Origin of the sequence: Bosea sp. Tri-49 (genome assembly GCF_003952665.1) — a bacterium.
Lineage (GTDB): Bacteria > Pseudomonadota > Alphaproteobacteria > Rhizobiales > Beijerinckiaceae > Allobosea.
This window is the reverse complement of the sequence record NZ_CP017946.1, coordinates 577,210-594,994: the sequence shown is the minus strand read 5'-3', so window position 1 is coordinate 594,994 and position 17,785 is coordinate 577,210. Positions and strand designations below refer to the sequence as shown.

Sequence of the window (17,785 nt, the reverse complement as noted above, 5' to 3'; positions counted from 1 at the left end):
GGCGTGAGTGGCGGGCGCGCTGGGGAGCGATCGGCCGCAAGCTTAGACGAGATCTTCGGCTCGAGGCATTCAAGCAATGATCTTGCCCGGATTGCAGAGATTGTCGGGATCGAACAGCTTCTTGAGCTGGGCCATCAGCGCTAGTCTCACCGGGTCGGCGTGGCGTTCCAGGGCCGCGATCCGTTTGCTGCCGATGCCATGTTCGGCGGAGAACGAGCCGCCGAGCCCGCGCAACTCACCATAGATCGCAGTGTCCACGGCCGTCCGGACATCCGGCCGGAGGGGGCCGGACAGGTTCAGGACGATATGGAGGTTGCCGTCGGCGAGATGGCCGAACAGATAAGGTTCTATGGCTGGATCGATCGCCTTCAGAGCCGGCCGCAGGCGCGCCACGTAACTGTCGAACTCGCGCGCCGGCAGTGAGATGTCATAGGAGGGCGCCTGCGGATGAAGCCGATAGAGCACGTCCGTATCCTCGCGCAGTCGCCAGAGCTGTGCCGCTTGAGCCATCGAGGCGCAGACAATGCCGTCGAGGTCCGGCTCCTTCTCGGCGAGGGCCGCGAGCGCTTCTTCCAGGGCGGTACGTGCAGCCTCGAAGCTCGTGCCACCGAGCTCGACCAGCAGCAGGCAGGGTGAGCGCAACGGCAATTGCGCCGGATCGAGGCCGATCGCGGCACAGGTCACGGCCGCAAAGCTGGACCACATGATCTCCGCTGCGAGCAGCGGCGCCGTTCCAGCCCGCAACCGACGGACGATGTCGAGCGCCTGCGCCGCGCCGGTGGTGCCCAGCAGCGCGGTCGCGCGGCCATTTGGCAAGGGATCGAGCCGGATCACCGCGCGCGTGACGATGCCGAGCGTTCCCTCCGCTCCGATCAGCAGCTGCTTCACATCATAGCCGGCGCTGGTCTTCAGGACGCGCGTCATGTCGTCGACAAGGCGTCCATCGGGAAGCACGGCTTCGAGGCCGAGCACGCGGTGGCGCATGACGCCGGTGCGGAAGGCCGTGATGCCGCCGGCATTGGTCGCGATCAGCCCGCCGACCGTGGCCGAGCCGCGCGCGGCGAGGTCGAGGCCGGGATGGAGGCCGACGGTCGCCGCCGCTTCTTGCAGGGCGCCGAGCGTGACCCCTGCCTGGACCACGGCGATGCCGCTGTCGGGATCGATCTCTTCGATCCGGTCGAGCGCGCCGAGGTCGCAGATGAGCTGGTCCGGCGTGGTGACGGCGCCGCCGACGAGGCCAGTCCGCCCGCCTTGCGGCACGAAGGAGCAGCGCTGTGCCCGGCACCAAGACACCAGCCGCACGACGTCCGCAACCGACCGGGGGCGGACGAGCGCGAAGGCGTTCAGGTTGCCGGCGTCCCAGCCGGGATCGCGCCCTGCGAGCGCGCTGCGATCGAGGACCTGGCTTTCCGGCAGCTGGCTGCGCAAAGAAGCGAGCTTGTCCAGCTCGGGCTCGACCAACTGTTCCTCACGACGCATCGTGCATCTCTCCGGGGGTGGCCCGCTGCTGCAGGAGCCGGGTGAGCCAGTCCGGATCGACATCGGGCACACAGGAGAGCAGCAATCGCGTATAGGCGTCGGACGGCACCTCCAGCACCGTGTCGCGTGGCCCGCTCTCGACAACCGCGCCCTGGCGCATGACGACGACCTCGTCCGCGATGGCGCGCACCGTCGCGATGTCATGGGTTATGAAGAGGCAGGACAGGCCGAGTTCCTTCTGCAGCCGCTGCAGCATCGCCAGGATGTCGGCCTGGACGACCTGATCGAGCGCCGAGGTCACCTCGTCGCAGATCAGCAGCTCGGGGCCGGCCGCGAGTGCGCGGGCGATGCAGACGCGCTGCTTCTGCCCGCCCGACAGCGCGCCGGGCAGCCGGTCGAGCAGGTCGGGCTTCAGCTCGACCAGCGCCATCAACTCGTGCAGGCGAGCCTCGCGCGCCGGGCCCTTAAGGCCGTTATAGAGCTGCAGCGGCCGACCGATCGTCTCGCGTATGCTGTGGTGGGGATTGAGTGCCGCATCCGGGCTCTGGTGGATAAGCTGGACGCGGCGAAGCTCGTCGCGCGAACGATCCCGCAGGCGCGCCGGTAAGCCGCCTCCTTGCAGCAAAACCCGACCAGCCGTGGGCGGCAGCAACCCGGCAACGACACGCGCCAAGGTCGACTTGCCGGAGCCGGATTCGCCGACGAGGGCGACTGTGCGGCCCTTTCCAACGGTCAACGAGACGTCCCTGAGCACCGGGACGGAGCCATAGGAGGCGCTGATCCCGGCCAGTTCCAGCAGCGGCGCGCCGTGGTCCGGCTCCGGCGTTTTCCGGATCTGGCGCACCGCCCAGAGCGAGCGGGTGTAGGTTTCGCGCGGGGCGGCGAGCATGGCGCGCGTCGGAGCTTCCTCGACGATGCGGCCATGGCGCAGCACGACGATGCGATGGGCGAGCTGTGTCACCACCGCGAGATCATGGGTAATGTAGATCGCAGCCGTCCCGAAGGTTTCGACGACATCGCGGACGCAGGCGAGGATCTCGACCTGCGTGGTAACGTCGAGGGCCGTGGTCGGCTCGTCGAAGACGATGAGGTCCGGCCGACAGATCATCGCCATCGCGATCATCACGCGCTGGAGCTGGCCGCCCGAAAGCTCGTGCGGGAAGCGCTCGCCGATGCGGTCGGGATCCGGCAGCGCAAGGCGCGCGAACAGCTCGCGTGCCTCCTGCTCCGCCTGCCGCCGTCCCATGCCGGCCTGCCTTGTGGCGGTCTCGACCGCCTGGTCGATCAGGCGATGCGCCGGGTTGAAGGATGCGGTGGCGCTCTGGGCGACGTAGGCGATGCGCGTGCCCCGCAGCGCCCGGCGGTGCTGCGGCGGCAAATCGAGCAGGTCCTGCCCATTGAAGTGGATGGTGCCTCCGGCGAAGCGGCAACCGGGCCGGACATAGCCGAGCGCAGCGAGGCCGATCGTCGACTTGCCGGCACCGGATTCGCCGATCAGGCCGAGCACCTCGCCGGCATGCAGCTCCAGATCGATGCCGTCGACGATCCGCTGCGGCCGGCCGGCTCCGCTCGCCTCGATCACGAGGCCCTGCATGACCAGGAGCGGCGCGCCGCCCGTCTCGGCTCGCAGGCGTGATGCCGCCTGGACGAGGCTCGCGGTTTCAGCGTTCATCGCTCACCCCGTGATTGCCGGCCGCGGCCCAGTCGATGACCAGGTTGATGCCGATGGTGAGCAGCGCGATCGCACCGGCCGGAAACAGCGGCATCAGGATGCCGAACGAGATCGCGGCGGCGTTCTCGCGCACCATCGAGCCCCAGTCGGCGGTGGGTGGCTGGATGCCGAGGCCGATGAAGCTCAGCGTGGCGATGAACAGGAAGACGAAGCAGAAGCGCAGGCCGAACTCGGCCGCGAGCGGCACGACAATGTTGGGGAGGATTTCGCGGCGCATGATCCAGCCGGTTCCCTCGCCGCGCAGGCGTGCGACCTCGACGAAATCCTGGGCCGCGACGTCCATCGCGACGGCGCGCGCGATCCGGAAGACCCGCGTCGCATCGAGCAGCGCGATGACGCCGATCAGCACGGGCAGCGTCGAGCCGGCGACGGCGAGCACCAGCAAGGCGAAGATCAGGGTCGGGAAGGCCATCACCAGATCGACGAGCCGGCTCAGGGTCTGGTCGATCAACCCGCCGCGCACGGCTGCGACCAGTCCCAATGTCGTGCCGGTGAGGAAGGAGAGAGCCGTGGTCAGCAGCGCCAGCATGATCGAATTGCGGGCGCCATAGATCAGGCGCGAGAGCACGTCCCGTCCGAGATGGTCTGTGCCCAGCAGGGTCGCCGGGCCGTCCGCCGCCGGGTCCCAGAAGCCCCCGGCCCAGGGACCGCCGACGATTTCGGTCTCGCCATAGGGCGCGACGAGCGGGGCGAAGAGCAGGCAGAACAGATAAAGGGCGACGATCGCCAGCCCGATCCGGGCCGAAAGCGGAGCCGTGCGGAACGCTGCGATGCCGCTCATGCCCGCGCCTCCCGATGGCGCGGCCGCCGCAGGCGCGGATTGGCCAGCAGCGCCAGGATGTCGGCGAGCAGGTTGAGACCGATATAGGTGGCGGCAAACAGGATGCAGCAGGCCTGGACGACGGGGATGTCCCGCTTCGCGACCGAGTCGACCAGCAATTGGCCGAGCCCCGGGTAGACGAACACGACCTCGATCACGACGACGCCGACGACGAGATAGGCGAGGTTGATGATGACGACGTTGATGATCGGCGACAGCGCATTGGGCAGCGCGTGGCGGACGACGACGTCCCAGGGTCCCACGCCCTTGAGGCGGGCCATCTCGACGTAAGGAGAGGCCATGACGCCCATGATGGCCGCCCGCGTCATCCGCAGGACATAGCCGATCACGGCGAGCGACAGCGTCAGGGCCGGCAGCGCCAGCATCGTGAGGGTTTCGAGGAAACCGCCCTGGCTCGACAGCGAGATCGCCGGCAGCCAGCCGAGGCCGACGGAGAAGCAGGCCACCAGCATGTAGGCCGTGAAGAATTCGGGAAACGAAATCACGAGCAGGGAGGCGGTGGAGGCGACCCGGTCGAGCGCTCGGTCGCGGTGCACGGTCGACAGGATGCCGAGCAACACGCCGAGCGGCAGCGCGATCGCGGCCGCCAGTGCCGCAAGCGACAAGGTTGCGCCCAGCCGGGGCGCAACGAGCTCCGAGATCGGCCGGTCATTGGCGAGGGAACGCCCGAAATCGCCACGCAGCATGCCCGCGGTCCAATCGGCATAGCGCACGATCAGCGGCTTGTTCAGGCCAAGCTCCTGCCGGAGCGCCGCCACTGAGGCAGGTGTCGCGCTCTGGCCGAGAATCGCCTCGGCCGGGTCTCCCGGCAGCATGTCGACGGCGAGGAAGACCAGCATCGAGATCACGAACAGGGTCGCGATCCCGAGCGCGATCCGCTGGGCGATCATGGCGAGGACGCCGTGCATCGAACGATCCTTGCTGGCCTGACCGGTTCCGGCGGGAACGGGTCAGGCGGCCAAATCGAGGAGGAAGACGTGCTTCAGGCGAACCACCAGCGCTCGGAGGCGCGGCAGCCATCGAGCATCCAGTCGCCGGCGAGTTCGCCGAAGGCCAGCTTGCGGCTGGTCGCATCGAGGAAATCGGCGAAGGCGAAGATGTTCGAGCCGCCATCGTCGTGGATGATGCGCTGCGCCTCGCTGTAGAGCGCGCGGCGCTTGCCGGTGTCGAACTCCTTGCGGGCTTCGGCCACGATGGCGTTGAGGCGCGGACTGTTGATGCGCGTCTCGTTCCAGCCCGCCTTGGTGCCGGTGTCGGAATAACCCAGCGTCAGCAGCACGTCGTCGTTGATGCGCCCGCTCCAGCGCGAGGTGCACAATGGCCGCTTGTTCCAGACGGAAGACCAGTAGCCGTCCTCCGGTTCCTTGACGACGTCGACGGTGATGCCGGCCTTGGCAGCGTGGGCCTTGAACAGCACCGCCGCATCGGTCGCTCCGGAGAACGGGGTCTCGGAGACATGGAGCTGGACGCGCAGACTGGCCTCGCCCGCCTTGGCGAGGTGGAATTTCGCCTTGTCGGGATCATAGGCGCGCTGCGGGATCGAGCCGTCGTAGAACTCGTAGGCCGCCGAGAGCGGATGGTCGTTGCCCGGGGAGCCGAAGCCGCCGAGCACCCGCTTCACGATCTCCTCGCGGTCGATCGCGTATTTCATGGCGAGGCGTACATCGTTGGAGGCGAACGGCGCCTGGTCGACCATCATCGGAAAGGCGAAATGCGCCTTGCTCTTCACCCGGTTGATGCGCACCGCGCTGTTGCGCTCGAGCAGCGCCACGGTGCGCGGGTCAACGGCGTTGTAGGCGTCGAGCTGGCCGGTCAGCAGGGCGTTGGCGCGGGCCGTCGCATCCTTGATGCAGATCATCTCGACGGTGTCGAAATTGCCCCTGCCGGCTTTCCAGTAATTCGGATTGCGTTTCACGCGTGAGCGCACGCCGGGCTCGAACTGCTCCAGAATGTAGCCGCCGGTGCCCATGCCGCGGCGGTAGTCGGTATCGCCATCTGGGATGATGACGAGGCCGACCGAGCTCGTCAGGGCCGGAAATCCGACATTGCCGTCGATGAGCTCGAACACGACCGCATCGGGACCGTCAGCCTTGACCGCTGCGATCTGGGCCAGGATCGGCTTGGTCATGGATTTTGAGCCGTCGCGGCGATGGGTGTTGAAGGAATGGACGACATCGGCTGGCGTCAGGCTCTTGCCGTCATGGAAAGTGACGCCCTTGCGCAGCTTGAAGGTCCAGGTCTTCGCGTCCTTCGAGCCTTCCCAGCTTTCCGCGAGCTCGGGGACGAGCTTTCCGCCCGGCCCGGCCTCGACGAGATTATTGCGCAACTGCCATTGCAGATGCTGCGAGAACTGCGTCTCGACCAGCGTCGGGTCGAGCGAGTCCGAGGTCGCGAAGTCGGAAATGCCGACCCTGAAGGCGCCGCCGCGCTTCGGAGTCTGCGCCATCGCATTGGACGGCAAGAGTTGCGCTGCGCCGAGCGCGCCGGCGCCGAGAAGAAGGCTTCGCCTATCCAGATGTCCGTGGTTGGTCATTGCAGTTTCCCTCTGTGTTGTCGGAGCGGTTTTCGCTCTCGTTGAATGCTGGTGGCCGATGTGCGCCGAGGCAGGCGGCGAGCCCGGCGATCAGCCGGTCATTGTCCGCGGCATGGCCGATGGTGACGCGCAGGTAGCTGCGGTACCCGGCCTCGCGCCAAGGCTTGACGATGATGCCCTCGCGCAAGAGCGCGGCGGCGATGCCGTCGCTGTCGGCGCCGGTATCGAAGAACAGGAAATTGGTCTGCGACGGGGCGGGTTTGAGGCCGAGCTGGTGCAATGCCGCCCGGACCCGCTCGCGCTCGGCCCACAGCCGCGCGGTGGAGGCCTTCATCCAGGCTTCGTCCCGCAATGCGGCCATGGCGGCGATCTGGGCGGCGCCGTTGACGTTGAACGGTGTCTTCGCCGCTGCGACGGTCCGAGCGAGCGCGGCATCGGAACAGATCGCATAGCCGACCCTGAGGCCGGCGAGGCCATAGGCCTTCGAGAAGGTCCGCAGCACGACATGCGGCAAGCCGGCGGCGCTCAGGATCACGCGCGCATCGGGCGCGCCTTCGTCGGCATATTCGAAATAGGCCTCGTCGAGCACGAAGAGTGTGCGCGGTGAAGCGGCTCGGGCGAGCCGTTCGAGCTGCGCCTGGTCGAGGGCGGGTCCGACCGGGTTGGACGGCGACGACAGGAACAGGATTCGCGGCTCGGCCGCGAGCGCAGCAGCGATGGCCTCGATATCGAAGCCGAGGTCGTCGGCCATCGGAATCTTCACCACGCAGGCGCCGGCGGCCATCGGCTCGATCTCGTGCAGGCCGAAGCTCGGCGTGACCGTCACGACCTTGCAGCCCGGCGTCAGCACCGCGCGCGCGATCGCCGCGATCATCTCCTCCGAGCCGTTGCCAATCACGATCCGGTCGGCCGCGGTCGCGAGCTTCTCGGCGAGCGCGGTCCTCAGCTCTGTGCAGGCCGGGTCGGCATAGCGCCAGGGCTCGAATTGCGGCGAGCGCAGCGCCTCCAGCACGGCGGGCGAGCAGCCGTCGGGGTTCTCGTTGCTGGCGAGCCGCGCGATATCGGACCGTCCGCTCACAGCTCGCGCGACCGCGATATTCAGCCCGGCATTGTAGGGCGGCAGCGCCGCGACATGCGGATTGAGAACCAGCGAGCCGCCGGTCCGTCCGGCTTCGTCGACAGTGCGGAGCGTCGCTTCGGTCATCGGCAAGGCTTTCCTCACAGATCCAGGACGAGCGGGCCGCGTGGCCTGGCGCAGCACAGCAGCACCTCGCCGGGGCCGGGCGGATCGAGCGGCTCCTCGACATAGTCGACCTCGCCCTGAATCAGGCCGGTGCGGCAGGTGCTGCAGATGCCGGCGCGGCAGGAGAAGGGCGGGTCGAGACCGAGCCGTTCGGCGAAGGCGAGCAAGGTCGTATCAACCGCCTCGTCCCATGCGGCCGAGCGCCGCGATTGCGCGAAACTGATCTGCAGGCCGGCTCCGGCCCCATTTGCTTCGGCAGCGGCAACGGGTTCGTCAGCGGGCGGCAGGACGGCGGCCGGAGGCGCCCCAAGCGCATCGTCATCAACCGCTTCGAGTACCGTAGCCGGACCGAAGAACTCGTAGCGGATCCGCTCCTTGCGCACGCCGAGCTCGCGGAAAGCGGCGTAGACATTGGCCATGAAGGGCGGCGGCCCGCAAAGATAGACGTCGTAGTCGCCGAGCGGCAGCCAGCTGCGCAGCAGCGCCCTGGTCATGATTCCATCGGCATGATGCCGTCCGGCCACGGCATCCGCGGCAGAGGGGGCACGGTAGCAATAGCGCGCCGTCAGGCCGGGACGGCTGCGGATCAGCGCATCGACCTCCTCGCGCAGGGCATGGACCTCGCCATCGTCGCAGGCATGCAGGAAATGCACCTCCCGCTCCGGCTCGTCCGTCAGCGCGTGGAGCATCGAGACGAGCGGCGTCAGGCCGACACCACCGCTCGCGAGGATGACGGGCCGTTTCGTATCCGTGGCCAGCACGAACTCTCCGCGCGGCGGTGCGATCTCGACGAGGTCACCGACTCCGATCCGGTCGTGCAGGAAGCAGGACCCGACGCCGTCCGGCAGGCCCGGCGCCGGCGCGGCCTCGCGCTTCACCGTGATTCGGTAGCGCGCCGTGTCCGATGGCCGCGACGAGATGCTGTAGGTCCTGAGCGCCGGCACCTGCCCGTCCGCGCCGGGGATTCGGATCGGCAGGTACTGGCCGGGCTCGAAGGCCTGCCAGTCCGCGGGATCGAGCGGCTCCAGTGCGAAGGATGTGATCGTCCGGCTCTCCGGCGTCCGCGAAACCACGCGGAACGGCCGGAACCGGGATGCAGCTTGCGCAGCGTCCGCCACGGCGGCGCCTATTCCGCCGCCTGCTGGGCGCTGGCGGCGTTCTCGGCCTCGATCATCTGTGCCAGGCGGCGGCGGAACCGCAGCGGCCCGACATCGATCTTGAGGTCGAGATTGGGGGTGCGCTTGTTGGCCATGCCCTGATGCACAGCGGTGAGGACCGCCCGGTCCTCCTCGAAGGCACCGCGCACCGAGTGGGCGAACTGCGCCGAAATCTCCGGATCGTTCGGCGCGAAGTTGCGCATCTGGAACCAGAAATAGCGGGTGCTGTTCTCGTCGACCGGCGTCATGAAGTTGTAGCTGTCCATCAGGAACACGTCCGGATGGAGCGGCTGGCCGACGCCGCCGCTGCCGGCCGGCGTGAAGATCGCCCGGATGATGGCGTGGCTGGGATAGCGCACCTCATAGTGCTGCTTGCGGTCGCAGCGGCCCTTGAACGTCAGGAACGGTGCGTAGAAGGGCGCGGGCTCGGTATCCATCATCCAGCGCCAGACCGTGACTCCGTCCTCGCCGACGGTCGTCTCCAGCGGCGTCTCCTCGGTGCCGGCCCCGGCGAAGGAACTCTGGTGCACCCAGGCGACATGCGAGGGGTCGAGCAGGTTGTCGGTCATGTAGAGGTAGTTGCAGGCGATCGTCATGCCGTCGCCCTGGTTGACGCCCCATGTGGGGTCGCCCCAATGGTCGACGGCGAAGATCAGCGCGGGGTCGGCCAGCGCCGGATCACCCATCCAGACCCAGATCAGGCCGTAGCGCTCAGCGACGGGATAGGACCGGACGCGGGCGACATGCGGAATCCGCTCGGCGCCGGGAACGCGGGTGCAGGTGCCCGAGCAGTCGAAGGTCAGGCCGTGATAGCCGCATTCGACGTCGTCGCCCTTGATGCGCCCCATCGAGAGCGGCAGCTTGCGGTGCGGGCAGGCATCCTCGAGCGCGGCCAACTTTCCGTCGCGCCGCCGGTAGAGCACGACGTTCTCGGACAGCATCGTCACCGGATGAAGCTGGTCCCGGACCTCATGGTCCCAAGCCGCGACATACCAGGCATTTTTCAGGAACATCGACGCTCTCCCATCAATCGCCATCGAGGGTGATGATAGGCAGCGATGCGGCGCCGGCTTGAGTCCGAAGAATTGCGTTACATTTTAGATTTGCTAAAATGTGAAGATCGGATGGGAGACAGGTTTGGGACTGCCGCCGCTCAAGGCTCTTCACGCGTTCGAGGCGGTCGCACGGCTGGGCAGCGTGTCCGATGCGGCGGCCGAGCTGTTCGTCACGCCCGGCGCGATCAGCCAGCAGATCAAGAAGCTGGAGAGCTGCCTCGGCATCCGGCTGGTCGAGCGCAACGGGCGCGGCGTCGAACTGACCTCCTGGGGGGCGGCCTACCACCTCGACATCGTCGGTCCCTTCGCGGCGCTCCGCCAGGCCCAGGCCACCCTCCATCGCAAGCGCGCCAGCTCTGGCCTTGTCGTCAGTTGCCTCGCCACCGTGGCCAGCCGCTGGCTCGGCCCACAGCTCTTCGACTGGCAGGTGCTGAATCCTGCCTCGAAGATCCGCCTGATCGGGGCGGAGTCCGAGCCGCGGCTTTTCGAGGACGGGGTCGATTTCAGGCTGTCATACGGGTCGAAGAGCCAAGCCTTCGACCACTACGCACCGCTCTTCACGGACTGTGTCGTGCCGGCCTGCGCGCCCGGCTTGATCGCCGGCAAGGCCATCGCGGCACCGGAAGACATCTTCACCTGCCCCCTGATCGGGATCGAGTGGGAGGGATCGCACAAGCCTCCGCCGAGCTGGGACGAGTGGGCACGCAGCGTCGGGGTCTCCGTGGGCAGCGTCTCGACGGAGCTCGCCTTCTCATTGTCGAGCACGGCCCTGGATGCCGCCGTCAACGGCCGTGGTTTCGTGCTCGCCCAGATCGCGATGATCCGCGAGGATCTAGCCTCCGGGCGGCTCGTCGTTCCGATCGACAGGCGGCTGCAGCTCGGCGAAAGCTATTTCCTGGCCTGGGATCGGGCCGCACTGGAGAAGCCATTCGGTGCGCAGTTCAGAGATTGGGTGCTGGCCATGTCGCGTGCGCAGCAGCGCCAATCCGCAGCTTAGTGAGGTTGCTCTGCAAACATCGATGCCGGCCTCGCCGAGAAACGATGTTGCGCAGATTATGGCCGTCACATAACAATCGTGCGGCCGAACAGCGATTTCGGCCAAGGCCTGCGGATCGCGGGTCCTATCAATGGGGAGGCTTACAAGCTCGGAGGAGACATCGATGACTCGACGTGTTCGCTTCGTGTTGCCCTATGCCTTACTGACCTCATTCATTCTGTCCGGGGCAGCGGTGGCCCAAACTCCCGGACTCACCAGCACCGCCGTGATGTCAGGTCGTGACCTCACCTGGGACATGGCCTTCCTGCCCGACGGCACGATGTTCTTCACCGAGAAGTGCAGCGGACTCTCGGTCCGGCTACCATCCGGCAAGATCAACTCCCTGCTCGGCATCAAGGATTCCAAGAATTACCCTGACACCGCATCTGACCTCTTCTGCGGTGGTCAGGCTGGCATGTACGGTGTCGCGATCGACCCCGACTTCGCTACCAACCGCCTCATCTATGTGTCCTCGGCGTCGAACATGACCGCGCCGGGAACCAATCGGGTGCTGCGGTTGACGGTAAATCCCGATCTGACCAAGGTCTCGAACCGGCAGGACATCGTAACCGACATCGCCTACAAGCCGGCGCCCAGCAATCATCCCTTCGGCGATCCGGGCGCGCATAATGGCGGGCGCCTCCGCTTCGGTCCGGCGGACGGATTCCTGTATGTGACGACAGGCGACACCCATAATGGCGAGGTGCCGCAAAGTCCGACCCGCATCGGCGGAAAAGTGCTCCGCATCGACCGGGACGGCAAGGCCGCGCCCGGCAACAACCCGCCACAGGGCTTCGATGCGCGCGTCTTCACCTACGGGCATCGCAACCCGCAGGGCATCTGCTTCCGCCCCGGCACCAACCAGCCCTACACCGCGGAGAACGGTCCCTGGCATAGCGACGAGGTGACGGCGCTCACGGCCGGCGGTAATGCCGGCTGGGATCCGCGCCCCAATATGGCGGGACGCGCCGACTGTCCCGACAATTATTGCGGCTACTCGCCAAACCAGATGGGCGCGGTGGATCCGAAGGATCGCTCGGCATTCATGCCGATGACCGACACCAAGACCTATCCCAACGCGATGAAGCCGGCCTGGAACAACGAAATGCTCTCGCAGGGCATGTCGTCATGCGTGTTCCTGAACGGTCCGCAATGGAAGGACTGGAACGGCCGGATGGTGGTGACCTTCATGGGTATCGGCATCCATGGAACGCCGGTCGGCAACCGCCTCGACGTGCTCGACATCACGCCCGACGGCTCGTCCGCCAAGCGCAGCACGGTGTCGTTGCCGATGCCGGCCGGGCGCTTCCGCTCCGTCGTGCAGGCGCCGGACGGCAGCATGTACGTCGCCACCGACCAGGGCGATGTCTACCAGCTCAAGCCCAACTGAGCGCATCCGGCAGCCGCACCCGCCAAAGCGGCGGCGCGGCTGCCCATTCATCTGCGGAGGTGTCGGCCCTGCGATACCGTCCGATCCGGATCGCGCATGAGGGAATCCTGCCCATGCCTGACTTTCGCCAACTCGCGACAGCCCTTTTCGCCGCGCTTCTGGCGTCGCCGAGCGCTATCGCAAGCCCCGAACTGGCCAGGAGCAAGAACTGTGTGGCCTGCCACCACGCCGAACGGAAGATGATCGGGCCAGCCTTCAAGGTCGTGGCCGAGCGCTATGGCAAGGATGAATCCGCGATCAAGACCCTGAGTGAAAGGGTCGTGAAGGGCGGCGGCGGCGTTTGGGGACAAACGCCGATGCCGCCGCAAGCGGGCGTTTCGCCGGAGGACGCCGAAATTCTCGTGAAGTGGATTCTCGCCCAGTAGCGAGACCTGAGTGTCAGTCCCGCGAGGAGGTAACGCGGGCCGATGTTGAAGGACGGCTCGTCCTTCGTCGACGCAGCGAGATGACGCCGCCCGGCGATCGGCCTCGTTTGCAACACACTGGAGCCGGGTGTAACCTTCTCCTGCTTTCCCGAGCGAGAGCTGGCGACGATCTGGAGATACCGATCATGCGCAAGTGGAAAAAGCCCACCATCATCGAAGTGACGGTCGGCTGCGAAGTGACGTCCTACGCTCCCGCCAAGCTCTGACGTTTCGGTTCCGAGGCCCAAAGCTATTGTCCTAGGCGGGACGTAGAGGCGCCTTCTCGGATTGGCGCCGAGCAATGAGTTTTGCGGTATGAGGATCGGCCTCCCGTCCGCGAGGCAGGCGGGAGACCGATCCTCGCGCTTTTGTGCGATGCGTTCCGCATCGTCGCTTGTTCTGGTGCTTGACGAGTTCGCACGAGCCGCCGCCCCATGAAAGCCGACGCCACGCATATCGATATCGCAGCCATTGTCCCGGCCCTGCCTCGCGGGGTTCGCCTGCGTTTCGACGAGAGCCGCCAGCAATGGTTCCTTCTCGGCCCAGAACGGGTATTCGAGCCCGACGAGATCGCACTCGAGATCTTGCAGCGCGTTGACGGCGCGCGCAGCGTCGAGGCCATAGCGCAGGAGCTGGCGGCGGCATTCGAAGCGGACCGTGACGAGATCGCTGCCGACGTCATGGCGTTTCTGCGCGGCCTCGCCGATCAGAGGATGGTCGATCTGTGAGCGATGTCGAGACGCTCCCGCAAGCCACGCCCGCCCGGCCGACATTGCCGCCGCCCATGGGTCTGCTGGCGGAGCTGACGCATCGCTGCTCCCTGCGCTGCCCCTATTGCTCCAACCCGCTCGAACTCGACCGACGCTCGCAGGAACTCTCGACTGCCGAATGGAAGCGGCTGATCGATGAAGCGGCCGCCCTCGGTGTCCTGCATATCTATTTTTCCGGCGGCGAGCCGATGCTGCGGCGCGATATCGCCGAGCTTGTCGCGCATGCGCGTCATGCCGGTCTCTATACCAACATGATCACCTCCGGCGTCGGCTTTCAGCCAGCCGTGCTGGACGCCGTGGCCGAGGCCGGGCTCGACCACATCCAGCTCTCGGTACAGGCGATCGACGCCAATACCTGCGATCGCGTCGCCGGCTATGAGGGCGCCGCGGAGCGCAAGCATGCGGTCGCAGCCGCCATCGTCCGGCTCGGCCTGCGCCTCACCGTCAACGCCGTCATACATCGCGGGAACGTGCGCGAGATACCCGCCTTTGTTGAGCTTGCCGAAGCGTGGGGCGCGGCGCGGATCGAGATCGCCCATGTGCAGTATTATGGCTGGGGCCTGGTCAACCGCGCGAGGCTGATGCCGACGCGCCAGCAGGTCGAAACCGCGATGATGGAAGTCGACGAGGCGCGGAGCCGCACGGCTGGGCGCCTCGTCATCGATAGCGTGCTGCCCGATTACTATGCCCGCTACCCGAAGGCCTGCATGGGCGGCTGGGGCGCGCGGCTGATGAACGTCACGCCGTCGGGCCTCGCCTTGCCCTGCCATGCCGCCGAAACGATCGCGGGGCTGAGCTTCGACAATATACGCGACGCCAGCCTGTCGGAGATCTGGTATCGCGGCGCGGCGTTCAACGCCTTCCGTGGCACGGACTGGATGAACGAGCCGTGCCGCAGTTGCGCCCGCAAGGAACAGGATTTCGGTGGCTGCCGCTGCCAGGCCTTGGCCCTCGCGGGGGATGCGACCGCGACCGATCCCGCCTGCTCCCTGTCACCGCTGCACGAAAAGGTGGTTGCGCTGGCGGAAGCCGAGGCGGCCTCCGAGCGCAGCGACTTCATCTACCGGGGCTATCAGGGCGTTTGACGAAAGCCGCCTTCTGGTCCGGAGTAACTTGCCTCCCTCTAAATCGCCGTTAAGGCGCCGGCACGAAAGCGCCGGGCGGAATATGGCCGGGTGCGACATAGGCGTGATGCAGCGCATCCAGCATCGCCCAGAGCACGTCGCATTTGAACTCCAGCGCCGCGATCACTGCCCGTTGCTCCGCTGGCGTGCGGGCATGGGCCGTCACATAGCCGAGGGCAGTCCCGACGTCGCGCCGCGCCTGCTCCGGGCGGGCGGTGAAATAGCTCAGGCTCTCCGGGCTGACGAAGTCGTAATGCGCCAGCATGCCTTCGACTCGGTTGCGGATGATTTTTGGCGAGAACAGCTCGGTCAACGAGGAGGCGATCGCTTCCAGCAGAGGCCGCTCGCGCACGAAATTGACATAGGCCTCGACCGCGAAGCGGGTCGCCGGCAGCACGCCGCGATGCGCCTGCACATCCGCCCGCGCCAGCCCCAGGCTTTCGCAGAGCCGGAGCCAGCGTTCGATCCCGCCCTCGCCATCATGGTCGCCGTCATGGTCGACGAGGCGCTGGCGCCAGGCCCGCCGGAGCGCGGGATCATTGGCACGGGCGATGAGATAGGCATCCTTCACCGGGATATGAGCCTGATAGGTGAAGCGATTGAGCGCCCAGGCCTGGACCTCGCCCTTGCTGCAATGGCCGGAGTGGAGCCGCGCATGGAAGGGATGCTTGTCGTGATAGCGGGCATCTCCGACCTCGCGCAGGCGCCGCTCCAACTCCTCCGGCGATAGCAAAGCGCTCACAGCGTCATCTCCATGCCGTCGTGGGCCACCGCGACACCGGCTGCTTCGATCATAAGGCGCTCTGGCGATCCCGCGATCAACGCCGGATTGGTGTTGTTGAGGTGGATGTAGACTTTTTGCTCGACGGGGAGCCCGGCGAGCCAGGCGAGCGAACCGCCGTCGCCGGCGATCGGCATGTGTCCCATGCGGCGGCCGGTCTTTTGGCCGACGCCGGCCCGGATCATCTCGTCGTCGGTGAACAACGTGCCGTCGAAGAACAACAGGTCGGCGCTCTCCACCCTGGCACGCAGATCGTCGGACAGGGCGGCGCAGCCCGGGATGAAGACGATGGAGCGACCGCTTCCGCTGATCCTGACGCCCGCCGTTTCCCCGGCCTCGGATTTGAGCTTCGGATCCTTGCCCTCGAGATAGAGCGGCGCCTTGCCGGGAACGGGAAAGAGCTCTGCCGTCAGCCCACCGGCCAGCGTGATTGGCGCGGAGGCGTTCGCGGCCACCCGACGTGCCGGCACTGCGGCGAAGATCGGATTGGCGGCGATCGCATCGAGGACCGGCGGCAGCGCGACCAGATCGAACGGATGCCGCTCGCGCAGGCTGAGCAGCCCGGTGACATGGTCGATCTCGGCGCTGCTCAGGATGACAGCGCCGATCGGCGAATGCCGCTCACCACGCGGCCACAGGGCCGGCGTCGCGCGGATCTGGCTGCCGAGATCGGGCGACGCGTTCAGCACGGTCCAGCTCTCGCCGTCGAGGCTCACCGCGAGGCTCGCCTGCGTCCGCCAGGGGGCGCGGGAATCCCTGCTCCAGGCGAGCGCACAGACCCGGCATCGGCAATTCCACTGCGGAAAACCTCCACCAGCCGCCGCGCCGAGAACGATGGCCTTCACCGCCGCGCCTCAGATCGCCGTTTTCTCGCAAGCGCACCGAACGAGCGCCTCGGTTTCCGGCACCCTCATCACGCATTCGACCCAAGGCATGTCCCGCTCCTTCGGTTGTGCTGAGAACTGATGAGCGCCGCAATCCGTCCGTCCGGCAAAATGCAACCTACGGTATGAATGTCCGCTTCTTGGCGTACGTCTAGGGGCTACTCTTGGCCCATAGCGGACTTCGGTGATGTCCGCTTACCGGCAGGCTAGTTGAGGACCCGCCTCAATGGCTCGCGATGGGCCCTTGCGGACTCTGGTGATGTCTGCTCCCGGATGTCCTGATGCTTTAGTCTTCCGACAAACCCCGAGAATTCGTCAAGCCAGCAGACGCGCCCGTCGCAGATGAAGCTTCCGGGCTGCGCGAATGATGCGCGCCAGAAACTGATATTTCTCCACGCGGTGCGCATGCGATCCGGCAGCGGTTTGGGAATTAATAGCCGCGCGAACGTGTTGTGACAGACCAAGCCATTCGGCATTGTCTTGCTCCGCTTGCGATCGGCCGCGCATGGTCGCAAACGGATACGGTGGCCTATCGCCTTGGCTTCCGCGCCGTTCAGCCTGTTGAAGCTGCAGCGGCCCGGTCCAAATTCTGAGGGCTTCCGATGAGTGATGTCTCTCACCGCATCGTCAGTATTCTGACCACGAACCCTTTCTTTTCGGACTTCGAACGGAACGCGCTCGAGAAGATTGCTGCCGTCTGCAAGCAAAGACATCTGGCCGCACGGGAGATCCTGTTCCTCAAGGGTGATCCGGGTGATGGGCTTTATGCCATTCGACGTGGGCTGATCCGCATCGGCACAATGGATGATGTCGGCCAGCAGATGACGATGAACGTTCTGGGCGGTGGCGACGTTTTCGGTGAAATCACATTGCTTGACGGCCAATCCCGCACCGCCGATGCCGTGGCGATGGAGGACACCGACATGTTCTTCCTGCCGCGCCGCGAATTCCTGAGCTTGCTGAATCGCGAGCCGCCGATCGCGCTGCAACTGATCGCCCTGCTCTGCGCCCGGCTGCGCGATGTCATAGGCCGCCTGGAAGAGACGACATTTCTGCCTCCCGCCATTCGACTTGCACGGCGCATTCTGGTCCTCGCTGCCGACTACGGCACGGATGTCCGCGCGTCTCAGGAGGAACTGGCATCGCTCACCGGCGTGACGCGTGAGACGGTCAACCGTCACCTCCAGTCCTGGAAGCGCACCGGCGTCATTTCCTTGGGGCGAGGACGACTGCTGATCCAGGATATCGACGATTTGCGGCGTCTGGCAAAAATCGATGTCGCCTAGCAGCGGAGGT

At 66.5% G+C, this 17,785-nt stretch carries 17 protein-coding genes; 7 read left to right on the top strand and 10 right to left on the bottom strand.

Annotation, left to right across the window (positions count from 1 at the left end; all coding sequences use genetic code 11):
• Positions 1 to 69: 69 nt before the first annotated feature.
• From BLM15_RS02945 to BLM15_RS02910, 8 genes are all read right to left on the bottom strand, one after another.
• Positions 70 to 1,479, bottom strand: a complete 1,410-nt coding sequence (locus tag BLM15_RS02945) for an FAD-binding oxidoreductase (protein ID WP_164547379.1) — start codon at positions 1,477 to 1,479, stop codon at positions 70 to 72.
• Positions 1,469 to 3,151 (bottom strand): ABC transporter ATP-binding protein, encoded by a 1,683-nt coding sequence (locus BLM15_RS02940; protein WP_206438598.1) that lies wholly within the window; start codon positions 3,149 to 3,151, stop codon positions 1,469 to 1,471. Before BLM15_RS02940 ends, BLM15_RS02945 begins: the two co-directional genes overlap by 11 nt.
• The gene (locus tag BLM15_RS02935) at positions 3,141 to 3,992 is read right to left on the bottom strand and encodes an ABC transporter permease (RefSeq protein ID WP_126110218.1); all 852 of its coding nucleotides are present in this window, start codon (positions 3,990 to 3,992) and stop codon (positions 3,141 to 3,143) included. The genes BLM15_RS02940 and BLM15_RS02935 overlap by 11 nt, the downstream gene beginning before the upstream one ends.
• The gene (locus tag BLM15_RS02930; protein ID WP_126110216.1) at positions 3,989 to 4,960 is read right to left on the bottom strand and encodes an ABC transporter permease; all 972 of its coding nucleotides are present in this window, start codon (positions 4,958 to 4,960) and stop codon (positions 3,989 to 3,991) included. The genes BLM15_RS02935 and BLM15_RS02930 overlap by 4 nt, the downstream gene beginning before the upstream one ends.
• A 74-nt stretch (positions 4,961 to 5,034) precedes the next feature.
• Positions 5,035 to 6,585 carry an ABC transporter substrate-binding protein gene (locus tag BLM15_RS02925; RefSeq protein ID WP_126110214.1) on the bottom strand — a complete coding sequence of 517 codons (1,551 nt, stop codon included), beginning with the start codon at positions 6,583 to 6,585 and terminating at the stop codon, positions 5,035 to 5,037.
• Positions 6,560 to 7,789, bottom strand: coding sequence for a histidinol-phosphate transaminase (hisC, locus tag BLM15_RS02920; protein ID WP_126110212.1), 1,230 nt, complete (start codon positions 7,787 to 7,789; stop codon positions 6,560 to 6,562). Before hisC ends, BLM15_RS02925 begins: the two co-directional genes overlap by 26 nt.
• A gap of 14 nt (positions 7,790 to 7,803) precedes the next feature.
• On the bottom strand, positions 7,804 to 8,901 hold the full coding sequence (locus BLM15_RS02915) for a 2Fe-2S iron-sulfur cluster-binding protein (RefSeq protein WP_236846504.1): 1,098 nt from the start codon (positions 8,899 to 8,901) through the stop codon (positions 7,804 to 7,806).
• 53 nt (positions 8,902 to 8,954) lie between these two features.
• Entirely contained in the window at positions 8,955 to 9,998 is a 1,044-nt protein-coding gene (locus BLM15_RS02910; RefSeq protein ID WP_126110208.1) for an aromatic ring-hydroxylating dioxygenase subunit alpha, read from the bottom strand.
• Positions 9,999 to 10,122: 124 nt separating this feature from the next.
• On the opposite strand from BLM15_RS02910, the gene BLM15_RS02905 reads away from it, so the two are divergent.
• The 6 genes from BLM15_RS02905 (at position 10,123) to pqqE (ending at position 14,785) form a co-directional block, all read left to right on the top strand.
• The gene (locus BLM15_RS02905; RefSeq protein WP_126110206.1) at positions 10,123 to 11,037 is read left to right on the top strand and encodes a LysR family transcriptional regulator; all 915 of its coding nucleotides are present in this window, start codon (positions 10,123 to 10,125) and stop codon (positions 11,035 to 11,037) included.
• Positions 11,038 to 11,200: 163 nt separating this feature from the next.
• Positions 11,201 to 12,466 carry a PQQ-dependent sugar dehydrogenase gene (locus BLM15_RS02900; RefSeq protein ID WP_206438597.1) on the top strand — a complete coding sequence of 422 codons (1,266 nt, stop codon included), beginning with the start codon at positions 11,201 to 11,203 and terminating at the stop codon, positions 12,464 to 12,466.
• 113 nt (positions 12,467 to 12,579) lie between these two features.
• A complete protein-coding gene (locus BLM15_RS02895) occupies positions 12,580 to 12,891 on the top strand; it encodes a c-type cytochrome (protein ID WP_126110204.1) in 312 nt (103 codons plus the stop codon).
• A gap of 80 nt (positions 12,892 to 12,971) precedes the next feature.
• Entirely contained in the window at positions 12,972 to 13,157 is a 186-nt protein-coding gene (pqqA, locus tag BLM15_RS32285; protein WP_206438596.1) for a pyrroloquinoline quinone precursor peptide PqqA, read from the top strand.
• Between the two features lie 207 nt (positions 13,158 to 13,364).
• Positions 13,365 to 13,658, top strand: coding sequence for a pyrroloquinoline quinone biosynthesis peptide chaperone PqqD (pqqD, locus tag BLM15_RS02885; protein WP_126110202.1), 294 nt, complete (start codon positions 13,365 to 13,367; stop codon positions 13,656 to 13,658).
• A 56-nt stretch (positions 13,659 to 13,714) separates the two neighbouring features.
• Positions 13,715 to 14,785 (top strand): pyrroloquinoline quinone biosynthesis protein PqqE, encoded by a 1,071-nt coding sequence (gene pqqE / locus BLM15_RS02880; protein WP_126116031.1) that lies wholly within the window; start codon positions 13,715 to 13,717, stop codon positions 14,783 to 14,785.
• A 49-nt stretch (positions 14,786 to 14,834) separates the two neighbouring features.
• Here the strand turns inward: pqqE and pqqC are convergent, their stop codons facing one another.
• Positions 14,835 to 15,566 (bottom strand): pyrroloquinoline-quinone synthase PqqC, encoded by a 732-nt coding sequence (gene pqqC, locus BLM15_RS02875; protein ID WP_126110200.1) that lies wholly within the window; start codon positions 15,564 to 15,566, stop codon positions 14,835 to 14,837.
• Positions 15,563 to 16,450, bottom strand: a complete 888-nt coding sequence (pqqB, locus tag BLM15_RS02870; RefSeq protein WP_126110198.1) for a pyrroloquinoline quinone biosynthesis protein PqqB — start codon at positions 16,448 to 16,450, stop codon at positions 15,563 to 15,565. The genes pqqC and pqqB overlap by 4 nt, the downstream gene beginning before the upstream one ends.
• Positions 16,451 to 17,091: 641 nt before the next feature.
• Here pqqB and BLM15_RS02865 point away from each other — a divergent pair.
• Positions 17,092 to 17,775 carry a Crp/Fnr family transcriptional regulator gene (locus tag BLM15_RS02865; protein ID WP_126110196.1) on the top strand — a complete coding sequence of 228 codons (684 nt, stop codon included), beginning with the start codon at positions 17,092 to 17,094 and terminating at the stop codon, positions 17,773 to 17,775.
• The last annotated feature ends 10 nt before the right edge of the window (positions 17,776 to 17,785 follow it).